This window comes from Roseateles sp. UC29_93 (genome assembly GCF_042695725.1).
Lineage (GTDB): Bacteria > Pseudomonadota > Gammaproteobacteria > Burkholderiales > Burkholderiaceae_C > Roseateles > Roseateles noduli_A.
The window spans coordinates 5137606-5154943 of the sequence record NZ_CP170545.1; the positions used below are offsets into that span (position 1 = coordinate 5137606).

The following is a 17338-nucleotide window of genomic DNA, read 5'->3' on the forward strand; positions in this document are numbered from 1 at the left end:
CGTGACCGGACGAGCATGAACGACGAAGAGATCCGCCGCATCCGGCGCCTCGTCGTCGCGGATCCGCAGATCCCGCCGCTGCCGCTGCCGCTGCCGGTGGACCCCCGACAGGCGGAGCGCTTCCATCGCGCGCTTGGCGCCGTGCGGCGCGCGACGTCGGCGACCGATGCCTCGCCGGAGACGCCGGCAACGGCGCCCCCGCCCGCTCCGGAGCAGGCGCCGCCGTCGCGGCATGAGGCGATGCACGCGCCGGTCGTCGCAGTCGCCCTGCCGTCGCGCGAGCGCTCGGACCGCACCGAACGCAACGACCGCAACGACCGGAAAGAGTCCGGCTCGCCTTCCCGCAGGAAGGACGCGTCGCGCAACGACGCTGCCCTCCTCGTCGACGGTCATCGTCCGCGACCGCCCGTGATCGCCGCGGCGGAGGCCGGCGCGCGGGAGGCCAGCGAAGCGCAGGAAGCGGAGGCCGAGCAGGACGCCGCGCTCGATCAAGCCGTCACCGCGCCGCCGATGCCCACCCCCCACGTGGCGTGGACGCCGCTGCCCGAAGGCTGGGAGCGCGAGCTGACCGACACGGTCGCCACGCTGTGCCGGAGCAGCGAGCCCAACTTCCACAGCTGGACCATCCAGGTGCCGGTCGACGCCGAGACCCTGCCCCACACCGAGCTTCGTCTCACGTTTTCGCCTCACCAACTGACGCTTCGCTTCAGCACGCAGTCGACGCGCTCGCTCGCCCTAATTTCGGCCCACCAGTCGCAGCTGCGCGCGTTGCTGGTCCGCGCGCTGCCCGGCGACCGGCACATCGAGATCGACATCACATGAACCGGCCGACCTCCTCCGCATCGATGCTTCCTGCGAGCGCCGCCACGGCTGGCGTCGCTGGCGGCGCCGCCTTGACGGACTCGACGACGCTTGCCGGCCGCCTGCCCGCGATGAGCGCCGCCGACGCCTCGCTGTCCCGCGTGGCGCACGATGCGCGCTTCGCCGACTGGCTGCGGGCGACGCTCCAGCATGCGGGCATCGGCATCACGCGACAGCGCGACGCGATGCCATGGCAGCTCACTGTCGAGTCGGCCCAGGGCAGTTTCCAGCTCGGGCTCGACGCGGTGGATTCGCCGGCGTTGCAGCTCGCCTGCGCCCATCAGCCGCGCGACACGGCCTGCGCGGTTGTGACGCTGCTGCTGGCCGGCTGGGCCGAGGCCTTCGCGCCGATGCTCGGGACGCTGCGCGTCGTGGACATCCAGCCGCTGGCCGACGCGGACACGCCGGAGCGCCTCGTCCCCCTCGTCCTTGGCGGCGCGATGCCCGTCGCCCTGCTGGACGCCGATCCCGGCGTGCTGGAGCGCGTCATCGCGACCGTCGCCGCTTCCGGCACCGACCTGACCCCGCTCGCGCAACTGCCGTTGCGCCCGGTGATCCGCCTCTTCGCGCGGACCTTCCCGCTGCGGGTGCTGCGCGGACTGCGTCCGGGCGACACCGTCCTCGCCGGCGGCCAACCCGCGCTGCTGCGCTGCGGCGTGGGCCGCGCGCTGCGCGCTTCCCTTCACATCGATCCCCAGGAGTTCACCGTGCACCTTGCCGAGCCGCCCGCCCTTACCGACGACCCGGCCGCCCACGAGGCCGGGCACATGGCCGCACAGCTGTCCGGAGAAAGCACGGAAGCGCCGCGATCCGCCGGCTCGCTGGACGAGCTGCAATTGCCGGTGGCCTTCGAGCTGGACACCGCGCGTGTCAGCCTCGCCGAGCTGGCCAGCATGCAACCGGGCTATGCCGTCGAGCTCGACGTGCCGCTGCGCGAGGCCACGGTGCGCCTGGTCTGCCACGGCCGCACGCTGGGCCAGGGACAGCTGATCGCCATCGGCGACCACCTCGGCGTGCGCATCAGCCGGCTGGAGTTCGCGCATGACGCCGCTGCAGCACGCTGATCCGGTCGCGCTCTTCCTGGTGCTGCTGGCGCTGGCGGCGCTGCCGTTCGCGGCGATGGTGGTCACCTCGTACACCAAGATCTCGATCGTGCTGGGCCTGCTGCGCAACGCGATCGGCGTGCAGCAGGTACCGCCGAACATGGTGCTCAACGGCGTGGCGATCATCATCTCCTGCTACATCATGGCGCCGGTCTTCATCGAGGCGACCAAGGGCATGAGCGCCGCTTCCGCCGGCAATCCGGCCGGCGGCTCCAGCACGCAGACGCTGATGGAGGCGGCCGATTCGGCGCGCGAGCCCTTCCGCAAGTTCCTCGACAAGCACGCCGAGGAGCGCGAGAAGCAGTTCTTCCTGAAGTCCGCCGCCATCATCTGGCCGGCCGACAAGGCGGCGGCGCTGAAGAAGGACGACCTGATCGTGCTGGCGCCGGCCTTCCTGCTGAGCGAGCTGACGGCGGCCTTCCGCATCGGTTTCCTGCTCTACCTGGCCTTCATCGTGATCGACATCGTCATCGCCAACGTGCTGCTGGCGATGGGGCTGTCGCAGGTGACGCCGAGCAACGTCGCCATCCCCTTCAAGCTGCTGCTGTTCGTCACGCTGGACGGCTGGTCGCGGCTGGTGCACGGGCTGGTGCTGACTTATCGATCAGCCAATGATGAATGCCTCGACGATGACGACGAGATCGACGCGGTCGCACTGCACGCGCGGGGAGCAAGGTCCATGAACTACGACGTGGTGGTGCAGCTCACCTCCGAGGCGCTGATGATGTGCGTGCTGCTGTCGCTGCCGGCGGTGGTGGTGTCGGCGCTGATCGGGCTGATCGTGTCGTTCTTCCAGGCGATCACGTCGCTGCAGGATTCGAGCATCTCGCAAGGCATCAAGCTGCTGGCGGTGACGGGCGTGGTCGTGGTGACGGCGCCGTGGGCCGGGTCGACGCTGATGAAGTTCAGCGAGAACCTCTTCACGGCGGTGTTCCAGAAATGAAGCTCGACCGCGCGCGCCAGGGCGCCGAGGCCCAGCAGGCGCGGGAAGCGCAGGAGGCCGCGGGCAAGGGGCACACGCGCGGGAGCGGCTCGTCCGGGTATGCGGGCGGGATGCACAAGGGGAACGCGTACCGGCACGCGCCGCGGGCACAGGTGCCGACGCGACGCAACACCGGGCCGGCGCCCAAGCCGCGGCCTCGTCCGCCATCGACGGGCGCGCAAGGAGCGCACCCAGAGGACGAGCACCCGCAGATGCCGATGGACGATCCGCGGCAGATGGCTGCGGGCGGCGCGGGCGCGAACACGATGCGACCGGTGCAGGGTGCCGGCGGCAAGCAGCAGAAGCCGGATGCGGGGGAGCGTCAGGAGCAGGGATCGCTGAGCTCCCCGCCGCGCACGCGCATGCCGCCTCCACCGCCGGAAGTCCGCGAAGGCGCGGCCCTGCGCCGCAGCGCGCTGCCGGCGGCGGTGATGCTGCGATCGATGCCGACACCGGAGGGCAAGCCCCCGACGGTGCTGCTCGATGCGTTGGCGTCGCTGTACTTCAAGGGTGGTGGCGCCGGCATCACGGTCGGCGCGATGCGGCTTGCGGCGATGACCGCAGTGGCCCGGCATCTGCCGGCGGACGCGACGCCGTCGCTGTCGGTCGTCAAGGCGGCGGCGGTGGCCTGGTGCGCGGCCAACGGTCCGCCGCCGTCGGCGACCGAGGCCCAGCGGAACGCCAACCTGCTGTTCCCGCTGAATGGTCTGCGCGCCCTCTTCCGTCCGCTCGACGCGCTGCGCGACGGCGTCGAGGCGCGCAGCAGTCAACTGCAACGGGCGCTCACGCCGCTCCCCGCCGCCGAAGCAGCCCGCACGAAGGACTCTCAGTCATGAACGTCGAGCACTACCAGCAGCTCATCGTCGGCCTGTGCGAAGCCGTCGGACTGCCCGACGCCGAGGCCGCGCTCGCGCGCAGCGCGATCGAGGTCGAAGGCTTCGAGGTGCTGCTCGGCTACTACGACAACGACCCCGAGGCGATGTACCTGAACTTCACCTTCGGCAGCGTGACGTCGGGGCGCAGCCTGCGTGTCTATCGGTTGATGCTGGAGGCCAACCTGAGCCTGTATGCGCAGGACCAGGCGCAGCTCGGCCTGGATGCCGATTCAGGCGTGGTGCTGCTGGTGGTGCGTGTGCCGATGCTCGACGGGGTCGATGGACCCTACCTCGCGGACACCATCAACCACTACATCGAGCACGGCCGCTATTGGCGGGAAAACATCCTGCTGGCGGAGGATGAGATGTTCGAGAGCCTGTCGTTGGGGGAGTACACGTGGATGAGGGCGTGAAGCCGAAGCAGCGATGTTCAGGCTACCGCCGAGAGAGTCCCCGTGGCGGCACGCTCCTCGTGTCCAGAGACTTCGATGATCCGACCGCCCCCCACACGCAGTACCCGGTCCGCAATCGCGATGGTCTGAGGCCGATGTGCGATCAGGATGCGCGTCACCTTGAGTGCCGCGATGGCCTCGTTGATCTGCCGCTCGTTGTCCAGATCGAGATGACTCGTGGCTTCGTCCAGGAAGAGGATCCCGCGGCCGCTTGTACAGCGCCCGGGCGAGCAGCAGGCGCTGCTTCTGACCGCCTGACAGGGCGGTTCCCATGTCGCCCACCAGCGTGTGGTAGCCCATCGGCATCCGCTCGATCTCGTCGTGGATTCGCGCCTGGCTCGCGCATTCCATCGCGAAGTCGACGTCGGAGCGGCTGTCATGGAAACAGATGTTGTCCAGGATGGTGCCGGCGAACAGCTGGTCGTCTTGCAAGACAGCGGCGAAGACATCGCGGTACGCCCGATGGCCGAGATGGTCGAGGCGGAGGCCGCCAACTTCCACCTGGCCGGACGTCGGCTGGAGGATGCCGAGCATCAGCTTCATGCAGGTGGATTTGCCCGCGCCCGAGGCGCCGGTGAGCGCCAGGCATTCACCGTCCCTGACCTGGAGCGTCACGTTGGCCAGGATGGCGTCCTCCTCAGGACCGTAACGGAAGCTGACTTTCCGCAATGCCAGTGACGCGTCGCGGATCTGGGTCAGCGTGCCGCGACCGTCGCTCTCGGGCTTGGCCAGCACGATGTCGGCAAGGCGCTCGGATTGAACGCCCAGCAGGCTGAGGTCGGCGGCGCGCTCCACGGCGGCATTGGTCTTGCTGCTGAACTGGTCGGCATAGGCGAGGAAGGCGAACAGCATTCCCAGCGACAGACGATGATCAATGACCAGCGTTCCTCCCAGCCAGAGCAATCCGACGCGTTCGATCGTCGACAGGACGGACCAGCCCGTGCCGAGCAGGAGGTTGAGCCGCAACATCTTGAGATGCGCATTCGTCGAATCGGCCCACAGGCGGGTCCACGCGACACGGCGCTCCGTCTCACGGTTGAGCAGCTTGATGGCCCGCACCCCTCGTACGGTCTCAAGGAAGAAGCTCTGTTCCTTGGCCTGCTTGGCGTAGTAGCCGCTGGACATCACACGCATGGCATTGATGCGGCCCCATCGCATCGCGACATAGAGCGTTGCCGAACCCATCGGGATCAGCGCCAGCAACGGCGAGTAGATCAGCATCATCACGAGCCCGCCGCAGGCGATGACGATATCCAGCACCAGCTCGACGGCACTCGTGGTGAGGGTTTGCGTGATGCCGCCCACCGAAGAGAAGCGCGACACGACGTCGCCGAGATGCCGGCGTTCGAAGAAGTCTACCGGCAGCCGGAGCATCCGTGCCATCACGTTGGTCATCCATTGCAGCGTGAAGTGGGTCGTGACATAGAGACTGACCCACGACCGCATGGCGCCGACGGCGATGGAGATCAATCCGACCGCGAGGCTTCCCAGTGCCAGGATCGTGAGCAGGCTCCGATCCGCGCCCAGCACGGCCTCGTCCGTGATCCACTGCGTCAGGATGGGCAACAGGAGCGAGAGCGCCTCGATCGCCATGGCCAGCAGGAACATCTGTACCAACGCCGGCGTCAGCCCCTGGGCCTTGCCCATGATCTGTGCCAGGGACATCGGCGAGCGCGCCGTCTTGCGCTTGAAGTCGAAACCCGGCGTGAGCTCCAGCGCCACGCCGGTGAAGTGGCTCGAGCACTGCTCGGCGGAGAGCGTCATTTCTCCGACGGCCGGATCGTGAATCTCGATGCCCCTGCTCTCTGCCTTGCGGAGCACGACGAAGTGATTCATGTCCCAGTGCAGGATCGCTGGCGTCTGGAGCTGCGCCAGCTCGTCGATGTCGAGCTTGAGTCCACGCGGGACCAGCCCCAACGCTTCGGACTGCTCGGCAATTGCCGCCAAGGTGCTGCCCTTGAGCGATCCCGGGAACCGGTTGCGCAATTCCGCGAGGCTGACCGAATGGCCATGGAATCCCGCCACCATGGCCAGGCAAGCCAGACCGCATTCGGACGCCTCGGTCTGGAGGATCAGCGGAAGCCGCGTTGAGAAGTCGAACTGAAGGAGACTCATGGACTCATCGCACCTTGAAATGGCCCGACTCGAACAGCGGCTCGAGCACCCACTCATACAGGCGGCGTTCATCCAGTTCCACGATCGCCGAGACCTGCATGCCAGGCCGCAGCGGCGCATCACGGCCATAGGCGCTGATGGACTGCGATGCGAGCAGAGCGGTCAGACTGAAGGTCGGCTCGGGCTGCTGCTCGGTCGGCGTCACGGCGAGGCGGCTGAGAGCGCTGAGTTCCGATGCCGCCTGCGGCGCAAGCGCGACGGCGTCAAGCACGGCATCCACCATGCCGAACTTCTGATAGGGGAAGGCGTCCACTTTGAGCCGCACGACGCGTCCGGCGTCGAGGAAGCCGATGGACTTGCTGGGCGCGTAGAGCCGGGCCACCAGCGGCACCGACGACGGCGTCACCGTCGCGACCGGAGCGGTCGGCGCGGCAGGCTGGCCAGGAAATGCGTCGATGCTGGCGATGACACCGTCGACCGGCGCCACCACGGACCATTCATGGCCATCGCGGAGTTGCATGGACTCGGCCTGCGCCTGTTCGAGCGCGCGCTCGGTCTGCCTCAAGGCCACGCGATGACGTTGCGGCAATGCGGACAGCTCGCGCGTCAGCCGCCCGACTTCCGCGCCGATGGTCAGCAGATCGTGCCTGGCGGTGTCGAGCCGCACGCGCTGATCGAGCAGATCCGCCTGCTTGCTGTCCACCATCTGCTGTGAGGCGAAGCCTGCCTGCTGCAGGCCCTGGTAGCGTTCCACCTCGCCCTGGGCCGCGGCCAACCGCTGCTGGAGCACGGCGATCTGCTGCCGTTGCACGGGATCCAGCTGACGTTGCTCCTGCAGGGACCGAAGCACGTTGTCGACCTCGTCGCGATGCACCTGATGCAGCGCGTCCAGTTCCTCGCGGAGCGTCTGCAGTCGCGCCTCGGCGGACCGATCGAGCTTGCGTTCCATCGAATTGCCGTCGGTGGCCATGTGCTCGGTCGCGAACACCATGAGGATCTCGCCCTTTCCCACATGCTGCCCCTGGCGCACGCGGATCTCGCGCAACACGCCGGTCTGCGGCGCGTAGATCTTGGCGACGCCGCCCGCAGGCTCCAGCACCCCTTGAAGCTCGACGTGCCTCGTGTACTTGACGAAGGCCAGCGCCGACAGCAGCCCCATCAGGCAGAGCACAGCGAACGCGGCGTAGAGCCGATGCGACGGCGGCTGAATGAGGACGATGCCACCGGCTTGCAGCCCGCTGATCGAATCGTTGACTTCATGTCGAAACAGAGATTTCATGGCGGGCTGCAGCGACCGTCAGGGCTCGCACCCTGACGGTCTGTCGATGTCACTCTTCTTCGTTGGGGGCGTGATCGTCACCTCCGCCGCCGCCACCGCCACCGCCGCCGCCACCGGAATCTCCGCCGCCGGAATCCCCGCCGCCGTCACCATCACCGCCGCTTTCACCGGTGCTGCCGCCGTCGCCACCGGTATCCCCGGAGCCGCCATCGCTCGCATCGGAAATGTCACCGCTAGCAGCGATCTGAACGTCCTCCTTGTCCACATCGGCCTCGCTGACCTTCTTGCTTTCGATGATGTGTCCGTCCTTGCCCACGGTGGTGAGCGTGCAGGAGGACCACGCGCCGGCGACGCCTGCGTTCAGGTCGATAAGCTTCTTCCCCGAGATGCCAAAGCTGATCTGACCGCTGGCACTGGTGCAGGTCACGATCGCCGTGACACCGTCGCCAAGATCGAACTTCTGGATCTGCGCGCCACTGGCGTCGACTGTTGAAGAGAACGGTTTCTGAACCGGCGCGGCGCCGCCAGCGCCCGCCACATGCTTCAACAAGGCGCGATCAAGTACTTCCATGACTTTCCTCTCACTGTTTTGAAAGTACCCGGTTTTCGAACCGGGGGCATTCCGCGGCTATCCGCGGTCATCAGCTACGCGCCTGATCGGAGTTACCCGATAGCCGGCGCGCTGCAGATCCGAAAGGAGGCCTTCACATTGCTTTGAAGCGCCTCGGTAGGGAAAGAGGTGTGCTGCACCCACAGCCAAGAAATGGACCTTTCCATCGTTCATCGCCGGAATCCTCTCCAGCCATAACTCGTTGCGAGGGCAGACGAATGCGTCGTTGACCGGTCCGGGGGTGGAGCGATGCTCGACAAAAAGGTCGTGTGCCTGTTCGTCAATTTGTCGAACAGCCTCCGCCGCAGAGGCCTGCGGCAGCGGGAAGTCGGGGTTGTAACTCTCGATGTGGGCCTTCAATATCTGCAGACGTACAGCGCTTGAGCAATAGGCTCGAGCGAGATCGTCTGCCTCGTCCAGCGATTGAATCGGCAATCTTGGACGTATTTTTCGCAGTCGTTGAACCACTGGGCCATTGCCCGCTGCGGAAACATCGAGACGTGCCTGGGGCTTAAGAAATTCATACTGAATCTTGAGCGTACTGACCACACTAAATTCAGACAAACCTTCCGCAAAAATTCGAGCGTTATCTTTCAGAACCACTTCGGCAGGCGGCCCACCCGGCAAATCCTTCGAGATCGCGCGAAAATATTCAACGGCACCCTTTTGAATGATTTCCCTCGCCCGCTGCAGTGTTTGTACCCCTGTGGGGTCGGAAATCGGAGTCTGACATTCGACCTGCTGATTTCCGGCAGCACTCCCCCCATCCTCAAAATGCATAACATCGGCCAGCCGGAAGGCGGAAATCACCACATTATTAAAATAGGCGTCGTTCTCCAGCCGGCTTCCATGATGGGTAATTCCCAGCACAACATTCGCTCTCCGGCTGGACCATCGACTTTCCACATTCGAGGGGTCGACGCGCTCGCCGTGCAAACCAATGTCGAAAGAACGAAGAAAGCGGCCAGCAATCTAGGAAACGACAGGTTCATCTGAAATTTCTCTTCTGCGATCATTCTTGATACGACGGAGAAATTCTGTCTCACGCCGTCACGTCGGTCCAATCCCTCTTTTTGGGGAAAAGCATAAGAATTCCGTAAAGCGGCCGCAAACCAAAAATCAAGAAAACGTCAGAAACACGTGAAAACCAGAAAGTGACACCAATAAACTAGCAAAAGCCAGTCATTCCAGACCGTCGTTATTAAGCGCGAACATTCCCAACTCGCGCTGCCCTTATCGATTACCTGGAAAATTTGATGCTGTTCTGCTGTACCTTCAAAAATCTCTATTCCTTCGCCGATCAGGCCGAGCTTTCTTTCCTCTGCCACAACACAACGAAATCGCAGGCTGGGTTCGCGCCTCCCGGGCCCATCGACCTGTCACGGCCGTCCTGGCCGTCATGGGCGCGAACGGATCGGGCAAGTCCGGCTTGATTCGTATCGGCGCGGCCCTCGCGTGGTTCATTCGCGATTCGTTCAATCTGGCACCGGAGGACGCTCTGCCGTTCGGCCACATCTGGCTCGACGGGATGCGCCTTCAGAGCTCAAGGTGGTCTATGAAGGCGCAGATGGTGCCGAGTGGTCCTACGAGCTCCGGATCCGAGCCGACCGGATTGAGTTCGAGGAGCTCTCTGGCACGGGCGGTGAATCAGGCTCGCGTCCCTCGCGAGTCTTCACCCGTGAGGCGCGCGGTGACAGTTATTCAGTGTTGCAAGGCCTCGGAATCGCGGACTCCGAGGCAGTGACGGTGCGACCCAACGTATCGCTCATTTCGTGGGCCAGACAGCACGGGTGCGCGATGGCGCAGCGGATCGCAAAGACTTCGCTGGTCACCAATCTGGGGATGTGGGGGTGTGAGCAATCCGCTGCGAGTGCGCAACGTGCGGCGGCTGCCCACTTCGCGAAGCATCCGGACCATCGGGATTCGATGCGGGCTCTGATGAAGCTTTGGGACTTCGGACTCTCAGACGTGCGACTGCAAGCCCTGCCTGCTCATCCAACGGCAAGTGGCAACTTGGGAGAAGCCGAATGGATGGCGCTAGGCATCCACCATGACGCCGATGGCAGTACGTTTGAACTCCCCTTCCTGCGCGAGTCCAGCGGCGCCCGGCGCGCCTTTGTGCTGCTATGGAAGCTCCTTCCGGTCCTTGAGCAGGGCGGCCTTGCTCTCATCGACGACCTTGACGCCGATCTGCACCCGCACATGATCGAGCCGGTTCTGCGTCTGTTCCACGGCGAAGACACCAACCCTCATGGCGCGCAACTCCTGTTTACCTGCCGCTCGCCTGAAGTGCTCCGATCCCTGCATCGGGCGCAGGTGACCTTCGTGGAAAAGGTCGAGTGCAAGAGCGAGGTCTACCGCGGCGATGCCATCGAAGGGCTCACCAGCCAGCACAACTTCCACAACAAGTACCTGTCGGGCGCGCTCGGCGCGGTGCCGCAGATCTGACGCGCTTGACGATCCGGAAGGTGAAGTGGACGGTGCTGGCCGTCGGAGAAGGCGATGCCGAGGTGCCCAGGTCGACCCGCTTCGGCAGGTCGCCACGCAGACCGGTCCGACCTCGATCCCACGGTGATGTCTTTCAGGATCGAGCGGACGTCATTGGCGCGAATTCTCGATGGGCGCGCACGCAAGCCCGCCACGGGAGTTCCCTTGGTGGGCATCCGAAGACAAGCAGGAGGCGGATGAGCGCTATCGCCGCGGCGCAGACCGCCGCCGCGCCACCAACGCCAGCAGCCCCACCCCCGCCATCATCAACCCGTACGTCGCCGGCTCCGGCACGACCGCCAGCGTCCAGACGCCGCGCGATCCGCTCAGTTGACCGGTGGAGTTGGTGAAGGTCTCGTAGAAGCCGTAGAGCTGCTCCTGCGAATCGGTGCTCCCAAGCCCCAGATAGTCATGCCGTCCGGTGGGCAGGATGTAGCGCCGTGACATGGACAGGTCCCAGTCGGTCGGCAACGCGAACATGCCGATGGCCCCGATCGTCAGCGATGCCTCCATCTCCCGCTGCACCGGGCACTGGTCGCAGTACGGCACGAAGGGATAGACCAGTGTCTCGCTGTAGCGCGAGCCGTTGTCGTTCACGTTCAGCGTCATGGTGAAGCGCGACACGTCCTCCAGCGTGTCCCCGCCGCCAGCAGGCGCGTGACAGGCATGTAGATGTCGGCATTCAGCACCACGTCCATGAACCGGTACTGGTCAGGATCCCCGGGATTGGCGCGCACGTTCTCCACGCGCATCTGGAAGACATTGCTGACGTAGTGATAGCGGAGCTCTTCCGCGGCAGCGGGCGACGCGCCCATCGACAGCGCCACTGCGAGCGCCAGCGCACACAGCAAGCGACAACGGGAAAGGAACGATGACAGTGCGTTCATGACAACTCCCTTCAAGACTCTTCGTCGACCGGAGCGGTCGCGGCAAGAAGCCTAAGCGCGCTGTCAACGCCTTTCCATCCGTGAAGCCGGGATCAGGGGCGCGTGATCAAGGCGGGAACGCCAACGTGCGATCCGCTTCCGACGCCGTCGAGGCCGCGGGCATCGTGGCCGCCGAGGCCCCCGACGCAGCCGTGGACGCCGGGGCCGCCGAAGGCGCGACGGCAGGCGAGGAAGCCGCCTCCGGCCCGGCCTTCGCCGCCTCGGCCGCCCTCGCCCACTTCGCCATCTCCGCCGACAGGTTCTGCATCGACAGCGCCGGCCGGACCTGCTCGAAGAACACCGCCACCAGCAGCGACAGCAGCGCGATCGCGACCGCGCCCTTCACCGGCTGCGCCAGGTTGTTGGGCTCGAGCTTCTCCGCCGTCTTCGACAGGATGCCGAAGCCCAGGTCGATCAGCATCAGCACCAGCAGCGCCGGCGCGGCGATCTTGATCATCAGCTCCAGGTAGTGCCCCGTCTGCACGCGGACGAAGTCCTCCAGGATCGTCGACCACGCCGGCGACAGGCTGCCGATCGGCCACCAGTGGAAGGAGTCGAACAGGATGCCCGTCAGCATCAGCATCCCGCCCAGCAGGTAGAAACCGCTGATCGCCAGCTGCGACAGCAGGTTGCCGATCGGCGTGCTCTGCTCGCCGCTGAGCGGGTTGGTCTGCTGGACGTTGTTGTAGCCGGCCTGGTTGTCGATCAGCACGCCGACGCCCTCCGCCACCCAGAACACCGTCGACGCGGCGAAGCCGAGCACCACGCCGATCAGCGCCTCCTTCGCGATCGTGGCCACCAGCTGGACCATGTCCATGCCGTGCACCAGCCCCGCGGGCTGGCCCCACGCGATGAACAGCGCCAGGCAGATGCACACGCCGTTGCGGATCGGTCCCTGCAGCACCTGGTCCGTCGTCGCCGGCAGCACCAGGAAGACCGCGTAGACGCGCAGCAGGCACACCGCCAGCAGCATCACGCCGTCCTGCAGCGTCGTACCGAAGCCGATCACGCCGGCGAAAGTGTTGAACATCTCGTTCATGCGCCGGCCTCCGCCGCCACCGCCCTGGCCGCCGCTTCGGTCGCGCGCCGCTGTGCGACGCGGCGCGCGACCGCGGCCTCCTCGCTCTCTTCGTCCTGCGTGTCCTCGGCCTCCTGGTCGATCTCGACGAGCCGCTTGCGCCGGCGCTCCTCGAGCTGCTCGATCTGCTGCTCGGCGCGCTGCAGCGCCTGCTTCGCGGCCAGCACGCGGGCCTCGGCCTGCGCCACCTGCGCGACAGCCGTCCGCACGCCCTCCTCGGCCTGGCGGACCAGATCCTGCAGGCCCTCGCGGACATAGGTCAGCGTGACCGCGTCCTGCGGGCTGAACGATGCCGAGGTGGCCAGCGCCTCGATCTGCGCAGCGCAGGCCTCCTCGTCGGCGACGCAGCCCTCGTGGCGCGCCTGCGCCGCCTGCTGTGCCGCCACCGCGGCGTCACGCTGCGCGGACTCGGCCTTGACCTGCTGCTCCATCGGTTCGAGCCGGCGGCGCTTGGCCCACAGCAGCAGCTTGAGCGAACGCAGGTCTTTCATCAACCGTTCACCAGCGCCTGCAGCTCGGCCACGGTCTGCTCGATCGGCCGCAGGTCCGAGGTCGCCTGGTTGAGGAACTCGCGGATCGCGCCGTGCTTGCGCACCGCCTCGTCGGCGAACGGGTCGTTGCCGGGCTTGTACTCGCCCATCTGGATCAGCAGCTCCATCTCGTCGTACTTGGCCATGAGCTTGCGCAGCCCGCCGTTGGCGGCCTGGTGGTCCTTGGGCACGATCTGCGACATCACCCGGCTCAGGCTGCCCAGCACGTCGATCGCCGGGTACTGGTTGCGCGCCGCGATCTTGCGCGACAGGATCAGGTGGCCATCCAGGATGCCGCGCACCTCTTCGGCGATCGGGTCGCTGCCGCTGTCGTCCTCGGCCAGCACCGTGTAGAGCGCGGTGATCGAGCCCTTCGCGCCCATGCCCGTGCGCTCCAGCAGGCGCGGGATCTCCGCGAAGACCGACGGCGGATAACCGCGCCGCGCGGGCGACTCGCCCGCCGCCAGGCCGATCTCGCGCTGCGCGCGGGCGAAGCGGGTCAGCGAGTCCATCATCAGCAGCACCCGCAGCCCGCGGTCGCGGAAGTACTCGGCGATCGCCGTGGCGACGTGCGCCGCCTTCGCGCGCTCGATCGAGGAGCGGTCCGAGGTCGCGCACACCACCACCGAGCGCGCCATGCCCTCCTTGCCCATGATGATCTCGATGAACTCGCGCACCTCGCGGCCGCGCTCGCCGATCAGCGCGATGACGCTGATGTCGCACTGCGTGCCGCGCGCGAGCATGCCCATCAAGGTGCTCTTGCCGACGCCCGCCGGCGCGAAGATGCCCATCCGCTGGCCCTCGCCCAGCGTGATCATCCCGTCGATGATCTTCACGCCGGTCGGCAGCGGATGCTCGATCATTTCCCGGTCCATCGGACTGGGCGGCATCGCGAAGACCGGCCGCCGCTCCTCACAGACGATCGCCGGTCCGCCGTCCACCGGTTGGCCAAGGCTGTCGACCACGCGTCCCAGCAGCGCGTCGCCGACGGCGATGCTCTGGATCTCGCCGAGCCCGACGACCTGCGTCTGGCCCGCCGCCACGCCGAGGATCGAGCCGAACGGCGACAGGATGGTCTGGCCGTTGGAGAAGCCGATCACCTCCGCCACCTGCAGCAGCCCGCCGTTGGCGTCGAGCAGGTGGCACATCTCGCCGAGCTTGGCCGACAGGCCGCTCGCGCGCACCAGCGTGCCGATCACCTCGACGACCTTGCCGGTGCGGTTCAGCGTCTCGGCGCCGGCGAGCTCGAGCTCCATCCAGCGGCCGAGCTCATCCAGGTTCATCGAGGCGAGGCGGTCAGGAGCGTTCATCGCAAGGGACAGTCTCTAGGGGAAGCACTGGGGATGCACTCGGGGCGAGTCGGCGTTGGACAGGGGTTGAGCGAGGCTGCCCGGAGGTTCAAACTCTCGGCGACCGCGCGCTTGACGGCGCGCGACATCGCCGCACGCAGCGCGTCGAGCTGCGTGGTCAGGCTCGCATCGACCACGCCCATGTCCGATTCGAAAAGGCAACTGCCCGCCGGCAGCGCCGGATCGACGACGACCTCGACGGACAGTCCGGCCGACTGCAGTTCCGGCACGGCGGCGATGCCGTCGCGCGCGGCGTCGAAGTCGGCATGGCTGACCTTGAGCGTCAGCGCCGTCGCCGAGCGCGACAGCGCCTGCACGCTGCGCAGCGCGCGCTGATACAGCGCGGCGCGGCCCTCGGTCTGCACGATGCGCTCGACGGCGCTGGTGACCACCTCGGCCATGCGTTCATGCAGGCCCCGCACGGCGTCGGCCTGATCGACCGCGCGACCGGCCTGTCGTTCGTGCCAGGCGAGCGCGGCCTGCCGTTCGCCCTCGGCGCGTCCGGCCTCGCAGGCGGCGTCGATCTGCGCCTGCGCGTCGCGCAGCAGCGCCTCGGCCCGCGCCTGCGCATCGGACACGATGCGTTCCGCCTCCGCCTGCGCCTGCGCGACCAGCGCCTCGGCACGCGCGGTGGCCGCGCGGCGGATCTCGTCGTCGTGCCGCAGCAGCGTGACCTCGCTCGCGCGCAGGATGCCGTGAGGCGCTCCCGCGGCGGCGCCGTCCTCCGTGTGCGTCGATGTCTTCACCCAGATCAGCATGGCCACTCCACATCGGCTTCCGCGAGCGCCGCCAGCGACGCGGCCACGTTCCGTTCCGCGGCGACGGGCGAGGCGAGCACCTCGTCCACCGCCGTCCGCGGCAGCGACCAGCGCACCATCTGCCGCACCGGACCGTCGTCCGCCGACAAGGCCGCGGACCAGTCCGAGAAGCCGACGCACGCCCATTGCACCGGCGTCCAGGCGGCCTGTCCGGCCTCGACCGGCCGGCCGCGCGCACTCATGGCCGCCAGCGGCGCGAAGTGCTCACCGAGCGCGCGTTGCAGCGGCGCGCGCACCGTGCGGTCGATGCAGCAGCGCAGCACGCCCGGACGACGGGCCAGCGCCAGCGTGCACAGACGCTGCAGCAGTTCACCGCGCGGCAGCAGGCCGAGCCGGGGAAGCGGATCCGCGAATCGACCCAGCGCGGGCAGTCCGCCTTCAGGCGCCATGCGGTCGCGCCACAAGCGCGGCCACAACGACGCGGCACTCTCCGGCGGCAGCGCCTCCAGGAAGGCCCAGGGGCCGAGCAGTTCGTCCTGCCAGCTCGCATCCAGGTCGTCGACCAGGCCGCGCAGCTTGCCGTCGAAACTGACGGCCCAGGCCGCGAGCTGCTCGGGCGCGGCCATGGTCATGCGCCGCCGGCGTCGGCCACGGGCACCGCGGCTCCGGCGGGGGCGCCCGGTGCCAGTCGACGGCCCAGTCCCCGCGGCAGCAGACCCGGCTTCTTCCAGGCGATTACGCCGATCACCGCGCCCACCAGCAGCAGCACCGCCAGCACGCCGCCGGCGACCCACGCCCAGGTGGCGTCCGCCACCGCGTGACGCGGCGACGTCGGCAGCATCGCGCCCGGCACCAGGGTCACCGTGACGTTCTCGTAGGTCAAGCCTTCGACGCTGCGCGCGACCATGCTCTTGATCGACGGCGCCAGCTGCGGCACGTCGATCTCCGGCCGGTACTTGACGAACACCGATGCGCTCGACGGCTTCACCGTCGTCGCCATCGGGTCGTTGTTGGGCAGCACGATGTGCACCTTGGCCACGATCACGCCGTCGATCTTGGACAGCGTGCTGGAGAGCTCCTGCGACACGCCGTGGATGAAGCGCACCCGCTCCTCCGTCGGCGTGGAGATCAGCCCTTCCTTCTTGAACATGTCGCCCAGCGACACGTACTTGTCCGACGGCAGGCCGTTGGCGCGCAGGATGTCCAGCGCGTTCACCACCTCCTGCTCGTCGACGGCGACGTTCCAGGTCTTGCCCCCGTCGCCGCTTTTCTTCTCCGCCTCCACGCCCCGCTGCAGCAGCGCGGCGACCATGTCGTTGGCCTCCGCCTCGGTGCGCTTGGTGTAGAGATCGGTCTTGCATCCGGCCAGCAGCGTGATGAGCAGGACCAGCGCCAGCAGGTAGACCACGTGCCACGAGGCCCTGGAGCGATCGGACGCGGCGGCGTTCGAGCCCTCCACCGCCCTCGCCGCGCTGGCTCCGCTGGTCCCGCCCGTCGCATGCACCGCGCCCCCGAAGGGATCTGCCTGAGGATGGGCGCTCATGTCACTGGTTCTTCATCAGCGTCTGCAGGCCGTTCTTGCTGCTCTGCGCGACGGAGGTGCAGGCCGAGAACTGCAGGCCCTGCGTGGCGACCTGCAGGTTCAGCTCCATCGAGCGCGCGGTCAGCTCCTGCAGGTTCATGTTGGGGGCATCGGCGACGTAGCGCTGCATGTCCGCGGTGACCTGGCGCGACGCGTCGTCCAGCGTGTGCAGCGTCTTCGTCATGGTCGAGTCCTTGGGGCCGACGGCGTGCGTCGCCGACGGATCGGGCTGCGGCTCGCGCGCCATCAGCTGCTCGAACTTCTGCGTCTGCGCCTGCAGGTCCGGCGTCGGCGTCGCGGCCTGCCGGATCATCTCGTGCGCGGAGATCGCTTGGATGGGATCGGTCATGG

At 67.2% G+C, this 17338-nt stretch carries 18 protein-coding genes and 2 pseudogenes; 7 read left to right on the plus strand and 13 right to left on the minus strand.

Translation table 11 applies throughout. From position 1 onward, the window contains the following. Positions 1-15: 15 nt before the first annotated feature. The 6 genes and pseudogenes from ACFJIX_RS23760 (at position 16) to ACFJIX_RS23785 (ending at position 4234) form a co-directional block, all read left to right on the plus strand. Entirely contained in the window at positions 16-822 is an 807-nt protein-coding gene (locus tag ACFJIX_RS23760; protein ID WP_377155126.1) for a type III secretion HpaP family protein, read from the plus strand. Then, positions 819-1925 carry a FliM/FliN family flagellar motor switch protein gene (locus ACFJIX_RS23765; RefSeq protein ID WP_377155127.1) on the plus strand — a complete coding sequence of 369 codons (1107 nt, stop codon included), beginning with the start codon at positions 819-821 and terminating at the stop codon, positions 1923-1925. The genes ACFJIX_RS23760 and ACFJIX_RS23765 overlap by 4 nt, the downstream gene beginning before the upstream one ends. Then, a pseudogene (sctR, locus tag ACFJIX_RS23770) lies at positions 1903-2568 on the plus strand (type III secretion system export apparatus subunit SctR); the annotation flags it as partial. The gene ACFJIX_RS23765 and the pseudogene sctR, both read left to right, overlap by 23 nt. 75 nt (positions 2569-2643) lie before the next feature. After that, the gene (gene sctS, locus ACFJIX_RS23775; RefSeq protein WP_088404105.1) at positions 2644-2907 is read left to right on the plus strand and encodes a type III secretion system export apparatus subunit SctS; all 264 of its coding nucleotides are present in this window, start codon (positions 2644-2646) and stop codon (positions 2905-2907) included. After that, complete coding sequence (locus ACFJIX_RS23780) at positions 2904-3782, plus strand: hypothetical protein (protein WP_377155128.1); 879 nt, start codon at positions 2904-2906, stop codon at positions 3780-3782. Before sctS ends, ACFJIX_RS23780 begins: the two co-directional genes overlap by 4 nt. Continuing rightward, positions 3779-4234: a CesT family type III secretion system chaperone gene (locus ACFJIX_RS23785; RefSeq protein WP_377155129.1), complete on the plus strand. Its 456-nt coding sequence runs from the start codon at positions 3779-3781 to the stop codon at positions 4232-4234. Before ACFJIX_RS23780 ends, ACFJIX_RS23785 begins: the two co-directional genes overlap by 4 nt. A 255-nt stretch (positions 4235-4489) precedes the next feature. Here ACFJIX_RS23785 and ACFJIX_RS23790 read toward each other — a convergent pair. The 4 genes and pseudogenes from ACFJIX_RS23790 to ACFJIX_RS23805 all read right to left on the minus strand — a co-directional run. Then, positions 4490-6508, minus strand: a pseudogene (locus ACFJIX_RS23790) (peptidase domain-containing ABC transporter); the annotation flags it as partial. After that, positions 6393-7667: an HlyD family secretion protein gene (locus tag ACFJIX_RS23795; RefSeq protein ID WP_377155130.1), complete on the minus strand. Its 1275-nt coding sequence runs from the start codon at positions 7665-7667 to the stop codon at positions 6393-6395. The pseudogene ACFJIX_RS23790 and the gene ACFJIX_RS23795, both read right to left, overlap by 116 nt. A gap of 49 nt (positions 7668-7716) precedes the next feature. Next, positions 7717-8238 carry a hypothetical protein gene (locus ACFJIX_RS23800; protein WP_377155131.1) on the minus strand — a complete coding sequence of 174 codons (522 nt, stop codon included), beginning with the start codon at positions 8236-8238 and terminating at the stop codon, positions 7717-7719. Between the two features lie 57 nt (positions 8239-8295). Beyond that, positions 8296-9147 (minus strand): hypothetical protein, encoded by an 852-nt coding sequence (locus tag ACFJIX_RS23805; RefSeq protein WP_377155132.1) that lies wholly within the window; start codon positions 9145-9147, stop codon positions 8296-8298. 927 nt (positions 9148-10074) lie between these two features. Between ACFJIX_RS23805 and ACFJIX_RS23810 the strand changes: the two genes are divergently transcribed. Continuing rightward, positions 10075-10725, plus strand: coding sequence for an ATP/GTP-binding protein (locus ACFJIX_RS23810; RefSeq protein WP_377155133.1), 651 nt, complete (start codon positions 10075-10077; stop codon positions 10723-10725). Positions 10726-10968: 243 nt separating this feature from the next. Here the strand turns inward: ACFJIX_RS23810 and ACFJIX_RS23815 are convergent, their stop codons facing one another. The 9 genes from ACFJIX_RS23815 to ACFJIX_RS23855 all read right to left on the minus strand — a co-directional run bounded on the left by ACFJIX_RS23815 (position 10969) and on the right by ACFJIX_RS23855 (position 17336). Further along, positions 10969-11388: a PEP-CTERM sorting domain-containing protein gene (locus ACFJIX_RS23815; protein WP_377155134.1), complete on the minus strand. Its 420-nt coding sequence runs from the start codon at positions 11386-11388 to the stop codon at positions 10969-10971. Beyond that, positions 11370-11651: a hypothetical protein gene (locus ACFJIX_RS23820; RefSeq protein WP_377155135.1), complete on the minus strand. Its 282-nt coding sequence runs from the start codon at positions 11649-11651 to the stop codon at positions 11370-11372. The genes ACFJIX_RS23815 and ACFJIX_RS23820 overlap by 19 nt, the downstream gene beginning before the upstream one ends. Positions 11652-11757: 106 nt before the next feature. Beyond that, positions 11758-12729 carry a type III secretion system export apparatus subunit SctT gene (sctT, locus tag ACFJIX_RS23825; RefSeq protein ID WP_377155136.1) on the minus strand — a complete coding sequence of 324 codons (972 nt, stop codon included), beginning with the start codon at positions 12727-12729 and terminating at the stop codon, positions 11758-11760. Further along, complete coding sequence (locus tag ACFJIX_RS23830) at positions 12726-13259, minus strand: hypothetical protein (RefSeq protein ID WP_377155137.1); 534 nt, start codon at positions 13257-13259, stop codon at positions 12726-12728. The genes sctT and ACFJIX_RS23830 overlap by 4 nt, the downstream gene beginning before the upstream one ends. Next, entirely contained in the window at positions 13259-14608 is a 1350-nt protein-coding gene (gene sctN / locus ACFJIX_RS23835; RefSeq protein ID WP_377155138.1) for a type III secretion system ATPase SctN, read from the minus strand. The genes ACFJIX_RS23830 and sctN overlap by 1 nt, the downstream gene beginning before the upstream one ends. After that, on the minus strand, positions 14605-15405 hold the full coding sequence (gene sctL / locus ACFJIX_RS23840; RefSeq protein WP_377155139.1) for a type III secretion system stator protein SctL: 801 nt from the start codon (positions 15403-15405) through the stop codon (positions 14605-14607). Before sctL ends, sctN begins: the two co-directional genes overlap by 4 nt. Beyond that, positions 15399-16037 (minus strand): type III secretion protein, encoded by a 639-nt coding sequence (locus ACFJIX_RS23845; RefSeq protein WP_377155140.1) that lies wholly within the window; start codon positions 16035-16037, stop codon positions 15399-15401. The genes sctL and ACFJIX_RS23845 overlap by 7 nt, the downstream gene beginning before the upstream one ends. Then, positions 16034-16948: a type III secretion system inner membrane ring lipoprotein SctJ gene (sctJ, locus tag ACFJIX_RS23850; RefSeq protein WP_377155141.1), complete on the minus strand. Its 915-nt coding sequence runs from the start codon at positions 16946-16948 to the stop codon at positions 16034-16036. The genes ACFJIX_RS23845 and sctJ overlap by 4 nt, the downstream gene beginning before the upstream one ends. A 1-nt stretch (position 16949) precedes the next feature. Further along, positions 16950-17336, minus strand: a complete 387-nt coding sequence (locus ACFJIX_RS23855) for a hypothetical protein (protein ID WP_377155142.1) — start codon at positions 17334-17336, stop codon at positions 16950-16952. Between the last annotated feature and the right edge of the window lie 2 nt (positions 17337-17338).

Bases quoted from the DNA above. Each gene is read 5' to 3' on its own strand.
- ACFJIX_RS23760 (WP_377155126.1), top strand. From the start codon at position 16: ATGAACGACGAAGAGATCCGCCGCATCCGGCGCCTCGTCGTCGCGGAT.
- ACFJIX_RS23765 (WP_377155127.1), top strand. From the start codon at position 819: ATGAACCGGCCGACCTCCTCCGCATCGATGCTTCCTGCGAGCGCCGCC.
- sctS (WP_088404105.1), top strand. From the start codon at position 2,644: ATGAACTACGACGTGGTGGTGCAGCTCACCTCCGAGGCGCTGATGATG.
- ACFJIX_RS23780 (WP_377155128.1), top strand. From the start codon at position 2,904: ATGAAGCTCGACCGCGCGCGCCAGGGCGCCGAGGCCCAGCAGGCGCGG.
- ACFJIX_RS23785 (WP_377155129.1), top strand. From the start codon at position 3,779: ATGAACGTCGAGCACTACCAGCAGCTCATCGTCGGCCTGTGCGAAGCC.
- ACFJIX_RS23795 (WP_377155130.1), bottom strand. From the start codon at position 7,667: ATGAAATCTCTGTTTCGACATGAAGTCAACGATTCGATCAGCGGGCTG.
- ACFJIX_RS23800 (WP_377155131.1), bottom strand. From the start codon at position 8,238: ATGGAAGTACTTGATCGCGCCTTGTTGAAGCATGTGGCGGGCGCTGGC.
- ACFJIX_RS23810 (WP_377155133.1), top strand. From the start codon at position 10,075: ATGGCGCAGCGGATCGCAAAGACTTCGCTGGTCACCAATCTGGGGATG.
- ACFJIX_RS23820 (WP_377155135.1), bottom strand. From the start codon at position 11,651: ATGAACGCACTGTCATCGTTCCTTTCCCGTTGTCGCTTGCTGTGTGCG.
- sctT (WP_377155136.1), bottom strand. From the start codon at position 12,729: ATGAACGAGATGTTCAACACTTTCGCCGGCGTGATCGGCTTCGGTACG.
- ACFJIX_RS23830 (WP_377155137.1), bottom strand. From the start codon at position 13,259: ATGAAAGACCTGCGTTCGCTCAAGCTGCTGCTGTGGGCCAAGCGCCGC.
- sctN (WP_377155138.1), bottom strand. From the start codon at position 14,608: ATGAACGCTCCTGACCGCCTCGCCTCGATGAACCTGGATGAGCTCGGC.
- sctL (WP_377155139.1), bottom strand. From the start codon at position 15,405: ATGCTGATCTGGGTGAAGACATCGACGCACACGGAGGACGGCGCCGCC.
- ACFJIX_RS23845 (WP_377155140.1), bottom strand. From the start codon at position 16,037: ATGACCATGGCCGCGCCCGAGCAGCTCGCGGCCTGGGCCGTCAGTTTC.
- sctJ (WP_377155141.1), bottom strand. From the start codon at position 16,948: ATGAGCGCCCATCCTCAGGCAGATCCCTTCGGGGGCGCGGTGCATGCG.
- ACFJIX_RS23855 (WP_377155142.1), bottom strand. From the start codon at position 17,336: ATGACCGATCCCATCCAAGCGATCTCCGCGCACGAGATGATCCGGCAG.